Genomic DNA, 19,707 nt, shown 5'->3' with positions numbered 1-19,707 from the left:
GCGTGGTGCTGCCCTCTTCCAGTATACTACCTTCCACAAACAGCAGCCGTATCAATCTAGTGGGTTCGAGAAACTGACTCTTCAACAAACATGCTTCGAACTACTATTGAGCAATCAGTTGATGGTTACCGATGACCAACGAATGACGGATAACGGATACAGGAACACGAGTTTCGACGACCACTCTTCAATTGCTGAACGGTTGCTCCGCGTTCTCGAGAACTTTGCTGACGAGTTCTCACGCCGAGGTGTCCCCGTCCACCTCGATCAGATTGCCAACGATGGGAAGTACCTCAAAGGGAAGAAAGTTGGACAAGAGCCAGAACGCTTCGTAGAACAGTTTCTTGTCTGGCCCTCACTGGATATCTTCGGCTTCGACCATTGGGCGCAGCCGTACGGCTACCCGAAATGGGACCACTCTACCCCGGATTTCGCCATCAAAAACTTCCAGAGTAACATCAAGTGTGCAGTCATTGGCGAGGTCAAAACGCCGAACAAATTCGAGTATGCTGAAATGGACATCGTGGAATATCTTAAGAGTGACCTCGGTGATCCAACCGTCGCGTTCGCGACCGACGGTATCAAATGGAAGGTATACGCTCGACCAGCAAAAGACGATGAGCATAAACTAATTGCATCGATCGATCTGTCCGAAACCTTTGCACGACTTCCGTTCCGCTACAAAGAACGAGAGTCCTATGACACGTTCCAGACGCGACAGGCAATGGGAGATGTCGATGTAATGGAGAAGACAGCTATCGAACGACAAGCGACTAAGATCCTTTAACTCAGACGCTACTCGAAGTGTACCTCGACATCATCCTCCTCGTCGAGTAACTCCAGCACTTCGGTCCGAAGCCGATCAACGGGTGCATCGAGTTCCTCTTCCTCCGTCACGATGATGCCTCCGAAGAACTCCTCGAGGTCGACGCGATAGTGCGTAACATCCTCGTCTTCTGGCCGAAGCTCGTCGATTCGATCACGCGACTGTTTCCGATACGAATCGACGGTCTGGAGATACTCGGTCAGCTGCTTCAGACTCGGATTGAGGTTCAAATGCGAACGCTCGTCGATATCCACGGAGATCGACGAACTCCCCATCCGATTCGTAAGTGGCTCGACAGCCGTCTCGAGATCATCGGTATCGAGATCGGAACCTTGTGCACGCACGTCGTCCGCGGCTCGCGAATACAGCTCGTATCGCTGCTTGTAGAGGTCTTCGTACGTTCGGGCGTATGCGTTCGCAACCGATCGGTAGTCGGTCTCGATGTTCGACCAGTTCTCGATGACCGCCCTCGAATCGATCTCCCCTTCGAGCTGACGTGCTGCCTCTTGTACGTCGTCACTGATCTCGACGAATGAGGATGTCTTCGCGAGGTCTTCGAACTCCTCCCACTCGTTCTCGAGGAATTCACGATAGATCGCATACTTGTCGAGCTTGCCCGATCGATCGAACTCGACGACCTTCTTCACCGTACCGACCAGGTCCTCAAGCTCGTCTTCGTGCTCGAGGAAGGCGTTGATCTTTGCCGCCGACGTACCCTTGTCTCGAATCGCCGTGAGTAGCGTGACGAGCCGCTTGGGTTCGTCACGCAGTGGGAAGAACGCGTCGTCGAGATTCGTCTGTCGCTCCTTACACGTCTCGATCCATTCGCTTGCAGCCTCCGAGATCCCCTGTGCAACCTCCTGGTCTGTTTGCTTGACTTTCTTGTCGAAGAGGATGTCGAGTAGCTGCTTTGCCTCGTTTCGGGTTTCTGGATCGACCGTTTCACGCTCTTTGAACGAAGCCTCGCGGAACTTCGAGATCTGAGTGAACACATCTTGAGCGCCGTCGTCGACGTAGCTGTCGAAGGTTTGCTCCTTGTAGATCGCCATAATCGATCCGTTTCTGAACAACACGGCCGCCGCCAGCCGGACAACATCGCGGCTCCAACCGTACGGTGGCTCGGAGAAGTGCTCGATCAACGCCTTTCCGGTAGGAACGTCACCGGCTTTCTCCCGCGAGTCGATCTCGTCAGCGACCTCAGTCGCGATCCGCGCCTCTGGATTTAGCTCGCCATCGAGAACCACGTTCAACTCTTTGAATACGGCCGGATTCGATCGGCTTTCGAGATCTTCGAACAGCTTCTCGATGTTTCGGTTACTGACACTCCCAAGTCCGTCTTCGAGTTTGGTGAAAACCCGCTCGACGGCGTCTCGGGCCGGGTCCTGAATGATTCGATCGAGACGCGTTCCCGACTCTTCCAGTTCCGTCTCGTTCCCGTGGTAAATCAGCGTTCCAGTCTGGAAGGCGATCTCGATGTCCCGCTGGACGCTGCGTCGCATTCGACCAAGATCCTCTTTCTTTTGATCGAGTGCTTCCTGCTCTTCAGTACTGAGTTGCTGACCCTGTTTTTCCGTCGCAATTTGTTCGATCTGCTTGATCCGTTTGATTCGACTCTTGATATCGTTTGCATCGCTATCATCAGCGATCCAGTAGACCGTATCCTCTTGATCGAAGCTCTGGGTCTTCAGCGTCCGTGGGTTGATTTCTTCGAACTGCTGGTGAACCGGAGAGTAGGCGTGGAGGTGGATGTGGCCGCTACCGGAGAGTTGTTCGCCGTCTACTTCGACCGAAACCGGGAACGGCTGTTCTCGGTACCGAACCGTATCGGCACTGTCCAGGGCCTCACGAACGAATTCCTTTGAGCGACCGCGGACTCTCCCTTCGTTGACCTTTACGGACGCGATTTCGTCCTCGAGTTTCCGTTCCGATTCCTGCAGGAACCGGTATCCTTCCTCGCCACGACCGACGTATCCTTCTTCGACCAACTGCTCTAAAACCCCCTCAACCTCGCTCTCGAAGGCGCTCATGTCCCCTATTTCGTCGTACAGGGTCGTCGCGATGTTTGAAGCGGTGTTGGGAATCCAGTCGAGACGCTGCAAGAGGTACAGTGATTTCAGTACTCGGCGTGCCAGTTCGTTATCGACATCCTGTGGAGATGCATCGGCAATCGTCCGCTGATCATCGTCGTCAATGTCCTCAACAATTTCCTCGTATACGAGATCGAGTGTCGCGAGTGCCCCCATCTTACGATTACGAAGGTTGTGCGGTTCGTTGAAGACGCTCTGCGTAACGTCGATGAGTGTCCGTTCGCGGCCGGTCAACCGGTCGTCGGATCCTCGGCCACGAAGGGCTGCGAAGATCTGGGGCAATATTTCCAGCTGATAGGGGAGGAATGGATAGCACTCGACGAACGACTCGTCGTTGACCGTTTCCATCTGACGGGATGAGTTTAGTTTGTATCTGGCACTCAGCCGACCCTCATTATCACCGTACAGCGTCTCGATCGATGGGATTGCATCTCCCTTCTTTTGCAAGATACGGTCACGAACGACGTCGTCGAGGTTATCCGAGATGAGATCCGTTTGGTGCGGGAACCGGTCGCCGACTTTCGACTCTTCGAGGTTCTTCGCAAGAACTCCCGGAACGAGTTCCTCGAGTTTCTCTTGGGAAGTCACTCCGAGCCAGAGCTTCCCCATCCCCTTTTCGCCGAATTTTTCGGCGATACTCTGGAGTTCAAGGAGTAACTGCTCGTCGTCACCGATGAACTGCGAGATCTCGTCCAAGAAGACGAAGAATCGAACGTCTTGATCCGTTTCGGCCTCTTTCTGCTCGACATACTCGAGAATTCGTTCCGCGAGCGAGGCAGGAGTGATCTCCGGCTCGTCTTTGACGTTCTCTATCGCGTTCTTCGCGTCCTGCTCGTCGAAATCGGGAACGGCATCGACGAGCCCCTGTTCGATTTTTGGCTCGATGAACGCAGCGCTCTGTTGAATCTCCTCCCAGTCTCGTCCGTCGTTGGCTTCGACTGCCTCTTTGAACGCTTCGTATCGTCCTTCCTTTTCGAGGTCCTCTTCCAGACGCGCGACCCACGGGAGCTCCGCGTAGCCTTGCTTGCGATTGAATTCGCGGTTGATCACGTCTGTGATCGAATCCTCACCGGCTCGGCTCGTTCGCGAGCCGATCTGGAACATCAGCACCTCCGAGTCGAACGTTCGGCTAACGGCGTCAACGGTCGCTTTCAGGGTTTCATCTTGCGCTCGAGGCTTGAACGCCTCTGCGGCGGATCGGCCGTCGGGGAGCGTCTTATCCTCCAGAATGTAGCCGAGGATCTTCATGAAGTGGCTCTTTCCTGAGCCGAAGAACCCGGAAATCCAGACCCCCGTTTCGTCGGTCGGATTGTGCTCCGTATCTCGGATCGCCTCCAGAATCTTTAGGTAGTGTTGCTCGAGAGACCCGGTTAGTACGTATTCGTCGAGTTCCTGTTTTACCGTCTCTGTGTCGTCTTGTTCAACCTTAACGACGCGGTTGATGTGCCGGTCTATCGACCGATAGAAGATATCGTCAATCGTGGTTATCGTGTTTGAACTCATATTAGATCACCCGAGCGCGGTAGTATGTCCCCTCTGTTTTGTCGAGGAATTTTAAACTCTTGTCTTCTTTGACTGCGGGATAGAAGACGACGAATGGTGTTTCGATTTCGTTCTCTAGCTGCATGAGAATCGAAGAGATGCCAGCGAAGGGGTACAAGACTCCAGTTCTGTACACCACTGCAGTATCGACATCGTCGATTCGGTCCTTGATCGTTTCCGCAATCAGTCCCTGTTCGTCAGTCCTCCCGCCGAGAAGGACGGAAGAGAGTCCCTCACGCAATTCCCCCTCATTTGCCTGCTCTTTCTCGATGACAGCATCGAGGATGCGTTCTTCCTCGAGGAGAGTAAAGACGAGGTCGCGCATATCAATGCGCTCCACTGACTGTCCTCGGTTACGCAGTTTTTTGACGTACGCTTCTACCGTGTCATCGACCGAGAGTTCGTCTTTTGGATCGTATGTGAACACGATAAATGGGACCCCAGTACGTCGGCCGATACGCTCTCGGTTGTCTATTGTCAACGACTCGAGTTCCTCCATTCGGGATTGTATCTTACTAGAAGTCATCGATGGCCTCGTGAATATCGTCGAAAACCGGCTCGATTCGTTCGGTACTACCTCGCTTTTCGTATCGGATATACCGGGGGCTGATTCCTTGCAATCTTCGCCGAACCTCATCTTCGTCGAAGAAGAATAGCCGCCAATCTGGATGCGAAACGAGTTCCTCCACTGTCTCAGCGTCGTCTCCATAGAGTTGGTAGCAGACGTACGCTATCGCTTCGTCAGGAACATAGAACACCTCAAACTCTTTTTCCAGAGTCCCTTTTAACAGTCCAAAATTCTTCAGAGCGCTCAGGTACTTCGTACTCGCTTCCTCAAGCGTACTCTGAGACCAGTCCTGTATCTCCGGATGATTCTTTCCTAACTCAGTGATGTACTCGCGTATTTCTGGGGCTTGAATAAGGAGTGAGCCACTGGTGTATTTCTTGTACAGGAAGTCGATCGTCAACTGACGGATCAACTTATTCTGCGAAAATTCGTAGTAGAGGATCCACTCTTTGATGGTCTCATCCACCTCGGATGCTAGTACGCGCATCAGCGGTGTTTCAACATACTCATCTTCATGAGGGATGTATCGACGAGCAATCTCGCGGAATACGGTCTTTCGATACTTGCTAGTCTCTTTATTTAGAATATTATCCCCGACGACGCGTTCCTTGGTATCGTCAAAAGACTGGAGTTCAACGTACTCCTCCAGAACGCGTTTTGTCTCCTCGATATACGTCGTATTGTGAGCTATCCAGGAGTCGTACTCAACGTCTTCCGAATCAACTGGTTGAGTCATCATCGATCGATGTTGTAGTAGGGCACTCGAAGGCTGTTGTGAGTAGAGTGGCCGTATGCTACTACACACTGGCGTGCGACTTCACGAAGCGTACGCCGTGACTTGAGTTCCGATTCGTCGCTAATATCTCCGATCTGCATCACTGTCTCTGTAGTATCTATAGCGGGTTCGGTGTCATCGACGAGACCATCCGCCCATCCCGCCTCGTCAAAGGTAATTGAAAGCGATTCGAGTGCATCGAACGGAACGTCTTCCTTCCCAATGTTCTCGAGTTCAGCGTCGATCTGTGACTCCGCAGTCGGCCCGAGATAGAAGAGAGAGACCGTGTTTTCGGGTAACCTGTCCTGTTCTACTTTCCGGCCAATACGCTGTGCAAGGTCTATTCGCGCTTTGACTGCGGTTTTGGGAGTGACTTCTTCGAGTCGATCCCGTCCCGTTTCGGTAAAAACAATCGATTCCCACCACTCGTTGTTCCGCTCTTCTCCGAGCCTCTCAACAAGAAGTCGATACGAGACAACCTCCCGTGCTAACGCATCGTCCACCCCTAGTGATTCCAACTCCTCTTGGACGGTTTCGAGTGCGTCCTCGAGCGATTCACTTGACATACTGTGTCGATTGGTGACCGCCCCTATAGTATTCACGTGTTTTCACTACATGGTATTTTCACGGTCACGAAAGCCGATGTGTGCTCGAGAGTTATGGGATATTTTCAGTTGCAGTAAGCCGCGATAACGAGTGAAAGGACTTAGAATACGTCCTGCAGTGGTCCTGCGGCTTCGACCGTTTCATACGTTTTTCGAACATCCCCGAAGCTCAAGAACTGCAGTGAACTATGTTCAACGGGCGCGAGAACCGTCTCGAAGGTTGGCCTGGTCATTTCTTTCCGAACATCGTCTGAGTCTTCTTCGGCCGCGACGATGTACATATCTACGGCGAAGTTCGGAACTCGAGTTACGAAATCAGTCATTCGTAGAATACCGCTGTAGATGCTCGTTGTACTCTCTACCTCGAACATCGCGACGATCGCGTCGCCCTCGAGCCAGATCACGTCGACGTAGCGGATGATATTGGTCACTGCATCGCTGAACCCTGGCAACACCAGTTTGTCGAGGCAATCTTCGCCCAGCCGGTCACCATTGTAGGTTCGGTTCTTGTCGTTGATCGCAACGTGGACGTCGTAGCCGTGTTGCTGTCCCAGCTGGACAAGGTACCACTGAATCTCGGTATGAACACGGCCGTCATCCCCTTCTTCTTCACTACCCCCCTCATCGTCGGGCCCGGACGGTCCGGTGGTCGGTTCACTCGATCTCAGGTCCTGGAACGCTTCCTCGATGGAACTATACTCGGTCAGTAGCGAATTGATCGCCCGCTCGGAGACGTGTACGAACCCCCGAGGATGCCAGCCATCACCGTAACCTAAGAGGTCTCCGAGTTCGTCCGGTGTTATAGAGATCGGCTCGTAGTCCGTAACCGTGTATATATAGCCGCTATCGTCGCTTCCCCAGATCGCTTCACCGAGAGACACGTCTTGAACAGTCGCCCCGACACGACCTGAAGCAAAGAACTCACCATCCGAGTAGAAGAGGATCGGATCCCCAGTTTCCATCGCGGTGAAGTACCGGCGTTTCTGCTGACCTTCTGTCGTTCCCCAAATTCGCACCTCCTGTTTGTCTTCAAGTGCAGGTGGCAGCTCGATATCGGAAAGGTCGACCGGTGAGGCGACTGTTCGTTCAAATCGTTCCATCCAATCAGATCCGATCGGAGCGATATAGAGACGTGACATTATGGTGTAAGTTGAAAGTTAGATGCTTGAATGTTCTGTAGATCTTAGTCAGCGTTCAGCCGGATGTTGTAAGACAGGTATATCATCATCATCGGCTGTTGTGCCTACGGTATGGAATATTCGGCTCAAATCTATCCGATCTTCTTCCATATCATAGTCATCATCCACAAAGCCTTCTCTACCGATTAGATCTTCAGTGGATATATTAACCCATCTGAGATACTTTGGCCCTCTTGTTCCTGTCCCATCCTTAAACCACAGATGGGTACCAATTGTCACATCACCATCGACATTATCAGTGATATGTTCAAGGACACCAGATGGTCCTGAGAATTTGTAGACACCAAATCGGGCTTTCGAAACCCAACTGTCAGGTATATCTTCAATTGGCGAAAGGAGTGTTGCGGACATAGTCCGTTTCTCATCATTAGATGAAATTCCCGCACCTTCCCTATTCAATAAGACTGGAGTGGCCTTTTCAGAGTATAGCTTGTCCGAGGTCTCCTTCCAACTTTCTCTGAGCAAAGGGGAAATGAAGCTGAAATCTTCATCGCCAGTGCATATGTATAATTCTATATGAAAGTCATGTGCTGGAGCTGCGCCATAATTCGAGATATCCAACTCTAAAAATTCAGAGTAGTATAAATAAGGGTTTTCTTGAAAATCGTGCCGTTCTTGGCTCGCTGATAAAGGAACAAAATGGAAGTCTGTGATGGATATGATTGATTTTTGACTATATTCTGCAAGGTTACGCTGCTCAGCCAATATTTGCCTTTGAGTCGCTAACTCTTTTGTATGGTCTGATAATGTACTTGCTTGGGAATTCAGCGCTTTAGCCTGTTCAGAGAGGGACTTTTCTTGACTTTCCTGTGTCTTTGAAGATTGATGATAAAGATACAAAAGTCCAATAGTGAGTATCCCATTGACAAATATTCCTATAGCTTCTATTGTGGGATCGTCTGGAACCGAATTTTGGAATGTATTTATTATGATCCCGATCATGAGTATAATTGTCAAAAACAGTGCAGCGGTGACAAGCATTCCACCCAGTACAGTTATGGATCCAACATAATTAGATTGTAGTATGGAATTAGAATCATCTTGCATATTCAGTCACACATACCCGTCCATCAATGTATTTGTGGTAAATGCCTATCCAAATAGTCCCTATACCGTTGACTCTTCAAGAGTTCGCTCTCGACTGTCTGAAAGTTCCTCTAGGTACTCTTCGTAGAGATCTGCATCCACTATAGCCTGAAGTGCGTCTGAGTTATCGTCTATGTTTGCGTAGCTCCCAAGGATTCCTAGTCCCGCTCCGGCTACAGCACCCTGTCGTCGCGTGCCGGAAACATCATCGCTTACTGCGAAAGACGCACCAGCTTCAGCTCCAGCGAGGATTGCTTCTGGATTTGCCGCCACGATCCATTTTGCGTATTCATCAGGAGTCAATTGGTGACCGAGGTACGAAAAAGCACCAAGCAAGGCACCGGCTGCTTCTCCATCGATATTTTCGAGTCCTTTACCAGCGTCAGCTAATGCAGTAGCGTGAGCCGCAAGCGCTTCGGGATCTACATCGGCCAGCGGCGAATTCTTGGCCCCGCTAGCGTGTGTACCTGCAACACCACCAAGCATGAGATACGCTGCGATCCACAGTGGCGTGGACCCAGGTGCCACCTTCGCTAGTGGAGCGGCAGATCGACCGACGTTCACACCCCATTTTCCAACTTCTTCCGGATCAGCCTGGTTGAATGTCTCCCGTGCCTGTTCTAACCCTCTTTCAGCGCGTTCTTTGGCGTGACGTTGAGCACGCTCTGCTGGAGTCTCAATCCCTCGTCTCAATTCTTCAACTGACGAAGCCTCACTCACTCGGTCATTGAGAGACCGATTCGATTTTTCGTTCTCCTCAATTAGCTCATCCAACCTGGGAATGAGTTCTTCGAGATCATCTGTCTGCGCGATCAACTCATCAGCTTCGTCTAATGCGGAGTCGGGAAGTCGATCGATTCGTGTGCGAACGTCGCTTGCGTCGTATTTGATCGCATCATTGCCAGCTATAGTGTATCCTGCCTCGTCAGAGTCAACTGCGACTCCGCCGCGACTGGCTCCATAGTTATCTCGAAGGTAGAGGCTCAGTTCTTCGAGATCACTCTCATCATAGTCGTTCGACAATGGAACAGCATAGTGAGCACCATCTGTCTCTAGAGCGAACACGTTTTTTGAGAGTTTTGAGGTGAAAGAGTCGCCAGTTTCGTAGTTCGTGGCCTTGATATCATATAATATGAGTTCTTGTCTCTGATCCCCATCTCGGTTTCCGGCAACCATTATCCACCTCAAGTCGGTAACGAGGTGCATTACCCGGGAACGCCGGGATCGCTCGATACCTTCTGGGGCCGCAGGACCACTGAACGATGGCGTGTGCCGATTTGAGTGAAACAAAAAATGAGGTTGTTCATCCTCACGGAGTAGTCGGTAAAGTGGATCGTCTCGCAGCCGATACCGTTTGAGCCTAATCTTGTTCTCGGTTAATCGTTCTGCCGTGACCGACTCGTGTTTCGCTCGTTCAGCGAGCTTTTGAGCACGTTCGATGTCAGGATCAATCATACTGTGACTATCGAATAAATTGATAATATATCTGTTTGCCAAGAATCGCTAATGATAATTTCGTAGTGGCGAGTGAGAAGGTAGTGTATCTGGGCACGGGAACCTACTTATTCAGCGGCGTACTATCTTCTGCATAGGAGAGCAGCACTTCCGCACAAAGCACTATGGAATTCAAGGAACAACTTCGCTCGCTGGAAGAACGGTACGAAATTTCTGAAAGTGAGCGTGCGCGAGAACTCGGCCGAACCGTTGCTCAACTGCAGGACTAAGTTGGAATCTCAGTTGGTGTCTTTCAGATACTCGAGGAACTCCTCTTTGTCGACCCCCTGCTCAAAGCGGAGATGAGGCGCTCCGGCTCGGGTAACTGACTCGGTCACGAAGTCCATACAGAGGTCTGAATGTCGCACAGCATATCTCGACAAGGCATCTGAATGCGGCATCTCAAGATCGTACTCCGAGAGATCGATTTCGATATCGCCCTTTCGCAAGACGACATCACAACCCCACTGGCTGAGCAGCCTGAACGGCATCGTATTCCGGCGCACGGTGAGGAGACGTTTTGAGTCGACGATATACGGATCGACCCACTTCTGGCAATCGTACGTCTCAGTTGCTAACTCCGGTAGTGAAAACGACGAATCAGCGCTCTCGATGTACTACTCGGCGAACGCGATCGACGCGATGATTAGCGTTCAGAAGCGGATGTGCCAAAATGAGTGACGACATCAACTGGCCAGCTACGTCGACGACCGAGCCGGACCAGTCAACGTGATCGAGTGCAGCCGGGATCCGACCAACTTCGATTTGTTTGTAGATCTCGAGTTTCTCACCTTCCTTGAGTTCCATGGCATCGAGGACACCTTCGAACGTCTGGAGAATCCGCATAGTAACGAGACGATCCGACTCTGACATTCCGTCCAACTTCGTTTCCAACTCGCCGGAAAGCTCGTCGATGGTGCCGCTCACACCGGAGTTGGTGAACAGAACATGAACCGTTTCGTCAGGTGGTAGGCTTCGACCCTCCCGTCGTCGGGGTTGATCTCGTCTGGATCCAGGGTTACGTACGCGAGTGAGTACTGCTCGTCATCGGGGTGGTGATAGTGGACGAGATCGGTCATTGCAGTCGGGAACACACCGGGGATACATAATGGCTGTTCGTCGGTAATTTCACTGATCTGAATCCAAGTATTTCACCCGACATAGATACCTGTTTAGCCGACAGAGTATAGATTGTGCCCCCGACTACCAGTAGCCGGGTCAGAAATCGATTTTGCCCGCTACCTCAGCGGGGTGATCTTATAGCCGGGTATGGATACCAGAATTGAGTATGAAGCCGACTATTGGTAGTCGGGTCATCTCTGTTCATTAGAGCATATCCAGACAGATCGATTTACATGTCTGAGGCGACTCAGACGTTTGTTTTAGTAATAGTCATAATCTCTACGGAAGGTCGACGTGGTTTTTCTGAAAGGAAAACGCCTGCTTATTGTGGCATCCAAATATACCTTAACTGAAAGGACAATTTAGAGAGCCTCTCAGAATATCTTCACCAAAAAAGAAGAAAGACTACTGAGTTGGAGAAGTTAGTGAACTCTCAAGTTGGACTCATAGCTACCGATGTTGTTGGACCATTATTTGGCGTATATAATCAGAAAATCACAAAAGATAACGGTAGTATATCACGCAGATGCCGCCCATGACTATTGATGCAACAAAAAACACCATAGACGAATAGAGAACAGTCGCTGCGATGGAATTAAGGAATCCATCCACCCCGCCATATTCTGTTTCTGCTGCTAACAGATTCGTCGTTGTAGTAGAAAATTGCATTACACCACTGATATCAATTCCAAACGCGATGACAGATAGTATTACCATAGAAAACACCAAAAGAGCAACATGGATGCCAACATTTGAATGTTTGATATGGGGTTTCTCTCTCGTTCTTGATTTCAGCTCATCCAAAAAATATCCGTCAAAATATTTTGCAACAATACCAAACGAGAGAAACATACTGATTGAGACAAAGACATAACCAATAGTGGAATCTACACCAGCCCTTGCTTCAAAGAAGGTCGGTAATATGGCGATCGGCCCAGAAAGCAGAAACAGTATGATTGCCTGCTGACGGGAAAAATGGGATAGACGATACATGGAATTTAGAAACTGGAATTTATCGTCTCGGTCCCAGTTGGGGAGTAGTCTGGTTATCACACTGATTGCACTCTCTAACGGGATCCGATAATCATTTCCATTTACATTATAGGTCAAGTTAATTACGGAGCGATGGTATGCGCCATAGCATCTTTCTAGCTCTTTGAGTTGATTTTCGAATCTATATAATCAGCAATTTATCATTTAGGGCATCGGAGAGGTATATATACCACCCAAACAGACAACTAAATTACATTGGTGACAAGCTTTTGAAGCTCCTTTGCGGGAAGTCAGCTGAAGATACTCAAAAGAAGTGAGAACTTAAGACCCCCTCACAAGAAGTGAAAATTTAATACATCCGTCTGAGTCGTTCTATCTGTAGAAAACTGCAACATTGAGTTGCAGATAGACAGCGTCGAACGCGGTTGGTCCGGAGTTGGAAGCTCTGATCGGCAACCATGATTCGATCGGGTCGAGAGTATCACTACCCAACTAGTGACTGGCAAGACTCTCACACGGCAATCCCGATTGAGATCAACCGGGTTCCTCCAGACGACCAGATATCATCAGAATGCTACTGACCACAACTCGCATTCACGAAATGCAGCACCGAATGCCAACCGAATACGCTGAAATCACGGTGATTCGATGAGCGGCGCTGAGATCAGCCGCTATGCGGAATCGAATACTGAACTACTGAGCCGGCTCCTCGCATACGGAGATTCCGAGTCACGCGCGTACGCCCTGACGGTCCTTGCGAACAGTGGGAACGTCGACGCGATCGATCAGGTACAGGCGGAACTGGACCGGATCAAACGAGAACTCGAATGACGCTATTCGTCGGGCAGACTCTCGACGAACTCCTGGGCTTCTTCGTAGAGATCGGGGTTACTTTCGAAGAGATCCATCAACTCTCGATTTCGCTGGAAGTCAGTGAGGATTTCGGGGTCATCGCGAGCGAACTGCAGGACGACATCTCTGATATCCCGTTGTGCGTCCTCGATAGAGTCGATCGCATCGTATTCGAGGACCTGGTTGCACCAGACACAGGAACTTTCGTGACGAGGGGTTTCCTTGCTACAGCGGGGGCACTTGACTGGACCGATCGGCTCGGGTTCTTCTTCCTCGACTTCGAGACCGTGGAGTCGGGCGTACTCGGCTTCGCTATCGGTCCCAAACCGGGCGACGTAGTGAGCGGTCGCATCGCTCCCACGTTTGCGTCCTTGGCGATCTTCGATGAAGGCCTGATTCATCCCCTTTCGAGCGAGGTAGGTCGCGTTGGACTTTCGCAGATTGGTCGGTGTGACCGATTTAGTGACGCCGGCTCGTTTCGCGGCGTCCTTGAGACAGTTCAGGAACTGCCGATAGCTGATTCCCTCTGGACTGTTCAGCTTCGACCAGAGGGGTGCCGTGCTGTCGTCCGATGCCGGATGGTCACTGAGCCACCGCTTGAGATACGGAACGCTGGGAATGAGATCGACCGATCGCTGGCCGGTCTTGCCGTCGACCCATATTCGGAGTCCGTGTTCGGTGTCGCTGATATCTCCAATAGAAAGAGTCCGCAGTTCGTCGGCTCGCGGCCCAGCATCGAACGCGACAGTAATAAGCGCTGCATCACGCGAGTTTCTCGTTGCGTCGACCATCGGCAAAATGTCTGTTTCCCACTCGAGCATATCCGCCGGGTCGGGGACGGGATCGTGGCTGCTAGATGTACCAGACGGAATCCATTCGATACCTGGTGGATAGTCTTCTCCCTCAGTGACTCGCTGGCCAAAGACACGAAGTGCCGTCCGATAGTCGTGATTCGTGTACTCGTTGTTGTAGTTTCGGTGGATCCAACGGACGAGACCTTTGGCAGCTCCCGGGTCTTCGAGTGCCTCGGAGAGCCCGCCCACCTCTTCAGCCATAATGGTACAGTGGCGAAGCAGTTTGTTGTGACGGTGATCGGAATACTTGGATTTGAGGAGGTCTATTTCGTCGCTGAATGCGAGGAGGAGTTGTTTATCCTTCTCGCTAATGTCATTAGATCTCTCAATTCTGTCCTGCAGGCTTGTGATTTGTTTTCGTATGTCTGGCATATCGGGGATAAGCTATCTTTAATAAGTGGGACATTGAACCTATCGTTAATGTCCCTCCACCGGCTTGTTGCTGCGAACACTACGTGAGCAGCACCGGCCGTCGAGGGATTTGAATCAGGGAGGAGTTTGCACCGACCGTGGTTCACAATCCCCTCCACCGGCTTCCTTCTGGCGAACAAACACGTGAGCCGGAAGTGCGTTCTGGTGGGATTTGAGTGGGTTCTGGTGGGATTAGACCACGAGCGAGCAACGCGAGCGAAGTGGACGTCGTTCACAATCCCTCCACCGACGTTCTTTCAGGGAACCAGTACGCGGGCCGGAAGAACGGTTTAACGAATTTGAATCGGGGGACAGCATCGCATCACCCGTCGTTTACAATTTCATCATCGCCGAATCGATCGAGTGACTGGCTGTACGAGTTCGGTACTGGGCCCCCTCGAGTGCATGTTAGCACCGTCTGAACCGAGACCTCATCGATTCGACTCGCTCCCGTTTGGTGTCGAGACGGCGTACTCCGTCGAGCGACCACTCGAGGAGTCGAATGATCTTCGATCGAGTATTAGCATTTTATCACACCATTTATCTATGGTGTTATGGTTATGTGGCCGGGTCGAATAGGTTCCTCAAATGAGTGACCACGTCGGGCGAGAGAACGGTGCTAAGACCGGTCGCTCTCCCCCGACGAACCCAGGAACGACCGATCTGGATCACGACGATTACGACGATCTCGAGTTCGCCTGTGGGCACGATCACGCCCGCTCGACCGATCACTACGCATTCATCTACGACAACGACGACGGTGTCGACCAGTTGGCGCTGGCAGCGTCGTTCGTTCGTCAGGGACTCGAGCGAGGCGAACGGTGTCTGTACGTCGCAGACGACAATTCGAGGGGAGACGTCCTCACGGCGATGCGATCCAATGGCATCGACGTGGACGACGCCCTCGAGAGCGGATCGTTGTCCCTGCTCACGCCGGCCGAGATGTACAGTCAGGACGGTGAGTTCGATCCGGAGGCGATGCTCGAGTTCTGGGAGGAGACGCTCGCGGAATCGAAGGCGGACGGATTTACGGGTCTGCGGGCAACCGCGGAGATGACGTGGGCAGTGGGTGAACGGGCGAGTGACGAGGCGCTGGTCGAGTACGAGGCGTTGCTCAACCCGCTCTATCGGAACGAGGAGTACACCGTGTTGTGCCAGTACAACCGCGACGAGTTTTCGGATGCGGTCGTCGAGGACGTCCTCGAGACGCACCCATACATCACTCTCGAGGACGGCGTTTCCGAGAACGTCTACTACGAGCCACCCGACACCGACGAAGACGAGACTGCCGTCGATCAGATGCTCGAGACGGCCGCGGAACGGACCGAGACGAAATCGGAGCTCCGATCGCACAAACGGTATCTACGGGAACTCTACGAGGCGACTGCGAACGACACGAAATCGTTCGCGGAAACCGTCGAACAGTTCCTCGAACTTGGCTGTAAGCGATTCGGCGTCGAGATCGGTTTTTTCGCCCGGATCCACGACGACGAGTTCGAAATCCTTCACGCACGCGGTTCTCACGAACATATCCAGCAGGGGTCTCGAGACGCGCTCGAGCGTTCCTATTGCCAGGTAGTCATCGACTCCCCCGATCCGATCTGTACTATCGACGTGCCGGCCGAGGGGTGGAACGACGACCTGGCGTACGAAACGTACGGACTGGATTGTTACATCGGAACGCAGATAGACGTTCGCGGGACGCCGTACGGAACCCTTTGCTTCGCGTCGACGTCGCCCCGCGAGCACTCGTTTGGCGAGGACGAGGTGACGTTCCTGGAGTTGATGGGCGAGTGGATCACGACCGAACTCGAGCGCGAGGATCGTGAGCGGGCACAGCGGACACTGTACGAAATCGCGGCTGACACGGAACAGACGTTCGACGAGAAGGTACAGTCGATGTTCGAACTCGGCTGCGACCGATTTGACATGGAGTTTGCGGGAATCGCGACTATCGATCGGAATTCGGATCGACTCGAGGTGGAGGTCACGAACGGGGGCCACGAGAGAATCGTCTCCGGGGCGCAGCTCCCGCTTTCGGAAACGTACTGTCGTAAGACGGCGTCCGTCGAGGAGACGTGTGCGGTCGTCGACCCGGTCGAGCACGGGTTCGCGGATACGCTGACTTACGACCGCTTCGATATGCAGGCGTATCTCGGAACGCACCTCGACCTCGAGGGTGAGCCGGACAGAACGTTCTGGTTCGCCTCGAGTGAACCTCGCACTAGTGACTTCACAGAGTCCGAGCGGACGTTTCATCACTTGATGGGCCAGTGGGTGACGGACGAACTCGAACGACAACAGTACGAACGAAACCTCGAGCGAACGGTCGAACAACTCAAACGATCGAACGATCGATTGAAACAGTTCGCGTACGCGGCCTCACACGACCTTCGAGAGCCGTTGCGAATGATCTCGAGTTACCTGCAGTTGCTCGAGAATCGCTACGGTGACGAACTCGACGAGGACGCCCACGAGTTCATCGGATTCGCGGTCGACGGTGCCGATCGAATGCGGGCGATGGTGGACGATCTGCTCGCATTTTCGCGGGTCGAACAGGCGGAGGGATCGTTCGAGACAGTCGACTGTAACGCCGTCGTCGAACGGGCGCTCAACGACCTCCGGGTCCAGATTCACGATCGCGAGGCGAGGATCACCGTCGACCCGTTGCCGCTCGTAGAAGGTGATCGCGAGCAACTCGAGCAACTGTTCCAGAACCTCGTTTCGAACGCGATCAAGTACAGCGGGGACGGCGAATCGAGGGTGGATATCACGGCGACTCAGCGCTCGGGATGGTGGGAGATCGCGATTAGCGACAACGGAATCGGAATCGAGTCCGAGCAGACCGACCGGATCTTCGAAGTGTTCAGACGACTCCATCAGAACGACGAGTACCCGGGAACCGGAATCGGGCTCTCGTTGTGTCAGAAGATCGTCGATAATCACGGCGGGGACATCTGGGTCGAATCAGCGCCCGGAGTCGGGTCGACGTTCTTCGTGACGCTGCCCTCGAACACGACCGAGTGAGCACCCAGCGAAGAACTGGATGGTATTCGTCTGGTCGTTGGTGGTCGTCTCGACCTCGGCCACTATCCGCTGACGACGGACGGGAACCATTTACGCCGCTTCGACTCGAAGTGGCCGACTATGAACGAGCGCTGTCGCGACGCGACCGATCGCGAACGAGTCGCCACGGTGGTCCGATGACGGAAACGTTCGTCGTCGTCGGCGGCGACGCAGCTGGGATGTCCGCGGCGAGCAAGGCCAAACGAGACGACCCAGACCTCGCGGTCGTCGTCTTCGAAAAGGGTGAGTGGGTCTCCTACGGCGCGTGCGGATTGCCCTACTACGTCAAAGGGGAAATTCAATCGCTCGAGTCGCTCGTCTCGGTGACGCCCGAGGAGTTCAGAGAGCAGCGAGGTATCGACTTACGGACGGGCCACGAGGTTGTCTCGATCGATCCGGACGAGCGAACGGTTACGGCCGAATCTGAGTCGAAGACGGTCGTTCAGTCGTACGATCACCTGTTGCTGGCGACCGGTGCAGAGCCAGTGATGCCGGATATCGAAGGCACCGAGCGCGAAGGCGTCTACACGCTCGGGTCGATGAGCGACGGCAAGGAACTGCGTGAGTACGTCGCTCGCGCCCGCGACGGCGAATCGTTTTCCCAACCAGATCGCGGCCCGGCCTGTCAGTATCTCGAGGACTGTACCGGCCCCGTCGGCATCGTCGGCGGTGGGTACATCGGCCTCGAGATGGCCGAGGCGTTGGCCGAACACGAGTTCGAGGTCCACCTCTTTCAGCGCGGCGAGCGTGTGCTGACCCAATTTAGCGAGCAGACGAGCGAGAAGGTGGCGACGCACCTTCGAGAACAAGACGTTGTGGTTCACCTCGAGAGCGACGTTCGCGAACTGGCTGGCGATGACGGTGGCGGTGGCCGTGACGGTAACGGTGGCGGTGGCGGTGGCCGTGACGGTGACGGTAACGGTGGCGGCGGCGGTGGCCGTGACGGTGACGGTAACGGTGGCGGCGACGGTGAAGACGGCACGGGGGAGGTCGATTCCGTCGTCACGGACGACGAGTCAGTCTCCGTCGACATGGTATTGGTCGGGACCGGTGTAACGCCACGGACCGCACTCGCCGAGGCGGCCGGGATCGAGTGCGGCGAGACGGGGGCGATCGCGACGGACGCCTACTGCGAGACGAACGTCGCCGACGTCTACGCGGCGGGTGACTGTGCCGAAGCGACCCACACCGTCACCGGCGAGCCGGCGTACGTCCCCCTGGCGCTCACCGCGAATCGTCACGGTCGCGCGGTCGGCCAGACCGTGACGGGAACGCCGACGGACGGTGGAACCATCGCGGGAACGGCCGCCGTCAAGACGTTCGACCTCGAGGCGGCCCGGACCGGCATTCTGGATCACGACGATGCGCGAGCAGCCGGATTCGACCCGGTTACGGAGACCGTCGACGCGAAATCTCGCGCGGGCTACTACCCCGAGGGCGGCACCGTCACCGTCACACTGTGTGCCGATCGCGACTCCGGGCGCGTCCTCGGCGCGAGTCTCGTGAGCGAGTACGGCGAAGGCGCGGTCCATCGCAGTCACGCCATCGTCGGGGCGCTTGAGGAGGACGCGACCGTCTTCGACCTCGAGAACTACGACCTCGCGTACGCGCCGCCGTTCAACACGACGTGGGATCCGGTGCTCGTCGCCGCGAAGGTGCTCTCGGGAACGCTTCGGGATGCCTGAGTTCCGGTGGCGGCGTACGTATTTGTTGGTCGACGTTCAACGGCTCCTATGCACGAGACAGGGACGGTCGAACGGATATTCACCGCACCGGAGGCCGAAGCCGAGATGTGCGAGCGCCGCGAGGTCGAAGCCCTCGAGCGCAGCGGCTTACGCGGAGATCGGTACTTCAGCGAGATCGAGACGGGAACGTTCGTCAGTTGGAGCGCGGACGAGCAGCGACCGGACGGCTACGACCTCACGCTGATCGAACAGGAGGCCCTCGAGGCGATCGAACGAGAAGCGGACATCGACCTCGCACCCGGCGACCACCGACGCAACATCGAGACCAGCGGGACGCCGCTGAATCACCTCGTCGGCGAACGATTCCGAGTCGGAGACGTCGTCTGCGTGGGTGATCGACTCTGTGAACCGTGTGGCTTCCTCGAGCGTCACACCGAAGACGGGGTGGAAGCCGCCCTGACGCATCGCGGTGGGCTTCGAGCCGACGTTCTCGAGGGCGGGACCATCAGGGCTGGCGCGGAAATTTCTTTGCTCGAGTGACC

Annotated in this window: 17 protein-coding genes; 5 read left to right on the top strand and 12 right to left on the bottom strand. The window is 53.8% G+C overall.

Translation table 11 applies throughout. The features are described from left to right. The first annotated feature begins 121 nt into the window (after window positions 1-121). Window positions 122-787, top strand: a complete 666-nt coding sequence (locus BB347_RS09385) for a hypothetical protein (RefSeq protein ID WP_139327002.1) — start codon at window positions 122-124, stop codon at window positions 785-787. Window positions 788-795: 8 nt separating this feature from the next. Here BB347_RS09385 and brxC read toward each other — a convergent pair whose 3' ends face one another. The 11 genes from brxC to BB347_RS09345 all read right to left on the bottom strand — a co-directional run bounded on the left by brxC (window position 796) and on the right by BB347_RS09345 (window position 12,357). Next, entirely contained in the window at window positions 796-4,416 is a 3,621-nt protein-coding gene (gene brxC, locus BB347_RS09380; RefSeq protein ID WP_076580859.1) for a BREX system P-loop protein BrxC, read from the bottom strand. A 1-nt stretch (window position 4,417) separates the two neighbouring features. Further along, on the bottom strand, window positions 4,418-4,954 hold the full coding sequence (locus BB347_RS09375) for a BREX protein BrxB domain-containing protein (RefSeq protein WP_211137166.1): 537 nt from the start codon (window positions 4,952-4,954) through the stop codon (window positions 4,418-4,420). Window positions 4,955-4,970: 16 nt separating this feature from the next. Continuing rightward, window positions 4,971-5,762: a BrxA family protein gene (locus BB347_RS09370; RefSeq protein WP_076580855.1), complete on the bottom strand. Its 792-nt coding sequence runs from the start codon at window positions 5,760-5,762 to the stop codon at window positions 4,971-4,973. Then, window positions 5,759-6,364, bottom strand: a complete 606-nt coding sequence (locus tag BB347_RS09365) for a BrxE family protein (RefSeq protein ID WP_076580853.1) — start codon at window positions 6,362-6,364, stop codon at window positions 5,759-5,761. The genes BB347_RS09370 and BB347_RS09365 overlap by 4 nt, the downstream gene beginning before the upstream one ends. Before the next feature lie 140 nt (window positions 6,365-6,504). Then, the gene (locus tag BB347_RS09360; RefSeq protein WP_139327001.1) at window positions 6,505-7,542 is read right to left on the bottom strand and encodes a hypothetical protein; all 1,038 of its coding nucleotides are present in this window, start codon (window positions 7,540-7,542) and stop codon (window positions 6,505-6,507) included. 48 nt (window positions 7,543-7,590) lie between these two features. After that, window positions 7,591-8,649: a hypothetical protein gene (locus BB347_RS18980; protein ID WP_139327000.1), complete on the bottom strand. Its 1,059-nt coding sequence runs from the start codon at window positions 8,647-8,649 to the stop codon at window positions 7,591-7,593. 60 nt (window positions 8,650-8,709) lie between these two features. Next, window positions 8,710-9,894, bottom strand: coding sequence for a hypothetical protein (locus tag BB347_RS09355; RefSeq protein WP_076580849.1), 1,185 nt, complete (start codon window positions 9,892-9,894; stop codon window positions 8,710-8,712). Between the two features lie 527 nt (window positions 9,895-10,421). Continuing rightward, complete coding sequence (locus BB347_RS19605) at window positions 10,422-10,688, bottom strand: hypothetical protein (RefSeq protein WP_236995936.1); 267 nt, start codon at window positions 10,686-10,688, stop codon at window positions 10,422-10,424. A gap of 94 nt (window positions 10,689-10,782) precedes the next feature. Next, complete coding sequence (locus BB347_RS19600; protein ID WP_236995935.1) at window positions 10,783-11,028, bottom strand: hypothetical protein; 246 nt, start codon at window positions 11,026-11,028, stop codon at window positions 10,783-10,785. 77 nt (window positions 11,029-11,105) lie between these two features. Further along, a complete protein-coding gene (locus tag BB347_RS19595) occupies window positions 11,106-11,261 on the bottom strand; it encodes a hypothetical protein (RefSeq protein ID WP_236995934.1) in 156 nt (51 codons plus the stop codon). Between the two features lie 538 nt (window positions 11,262-11,799). Then, window positions 11,800-12,357 carry a hypothetical protein gene (locus BB347_RS09345; RefSeq protein WP_139326999.1) on the bottom strand — a complete coding sequence of 186 codons (558 nt, stop codon included), beginning with the start codon at window positions 12,355-12,357 and terminating at the stop codon, window positions 11,800-11,802. 588 nt (window positions 12,358-12,945) lie between these two features. Here BB347_RS09345 and BB347_RS09340 point away from each other — a divergent pair. After that, window positions 12,946-13,128: a hypothetical protein gene (locus BB347_RS09340; RefSeq protein ID WP_076580845.1), complete on the top strand. Its 183-nt coding sequence runs from the start codon at window positions 12,946-12,948 to the stop codon at window positions 13,126-13,128. 2 nt (window positions 13,129-13,130) lie between these two features. On the opposite strand, the gene BB347_RS09335 is transcribed toward BB347_RS09340, so the two are convergent. Then, entirely contained in the window at window positions 13,131-14,204 is a 1,074-nt protein-coding gene (locus tag BB347_RS09335; RefSeq protein ID WP_236995933.1) for a tyrosine-type recombinase/integrase, read from the bottom strand. Between the two features lie 798 nt (window positions 14,205-15,002). On the opposite strand from BB347_RS09335, the gene BB347_RS09330 reads away from it, so the two are divergent. From BB347_RS09330 to BB347_RS09320, 3 genes are all read left to right on the top strand, one after another. After that, the gene (locus BB347_RS09330) at window positions 15,003-17,441 is read left to right on the top strand and encodes an MEDS domain-containing protein (protein WP_076580840.1); all 2,439 of its coding nucleotides are present in this window, start codon (window positions 15,003-15,005) and stop codon (window positions 17,439-17,441) included. Between the two features lie 176 nt (window positions 17,442-17,617). Beyond that, window positions 17,618-19,165, top strand: coding sequence for an FAD-dependent oxidoreductase (locus tag BB347_RS09325; RefSeq protein ID WP_076581688.1), 1,548 nt, complete (start codon window positions 17,618-17,620; stop codon window positions 19,163-19,165). A gap of 48 nt (window positions 19,166-19,213) precedes the next feature. After that, the gene (locus tag BB347_RS09320) at window positions 19,214-19,705 is read left to right on the top strand and encodes an MOSC domain-containing protein (protein ID WP_076580838.1); all 492 of its coding nucleotides are present in this window, start codon (window positions 19,214-19,216) and stop codon (window positions 19,703-19,705) included. The last annotated feature ends 2 nt before the right edge of the window (window positions 19,706-19,707 follow it).

Origin of the sequence: Natronorubrum daqingense, from assembly GCF_001971705.1 — an archaeon.
Classification (GTDB): Archaea; Halobacteriota; Halobacteria; order Halobacteriales; family Natrialbaceae; genus Natronorubrum; species Natronorubrum daqingense.
Note: the sequence above shows the minus strand (reverse complement) of the source record. Positions and strands in the feature narration are given on the sequence as shown.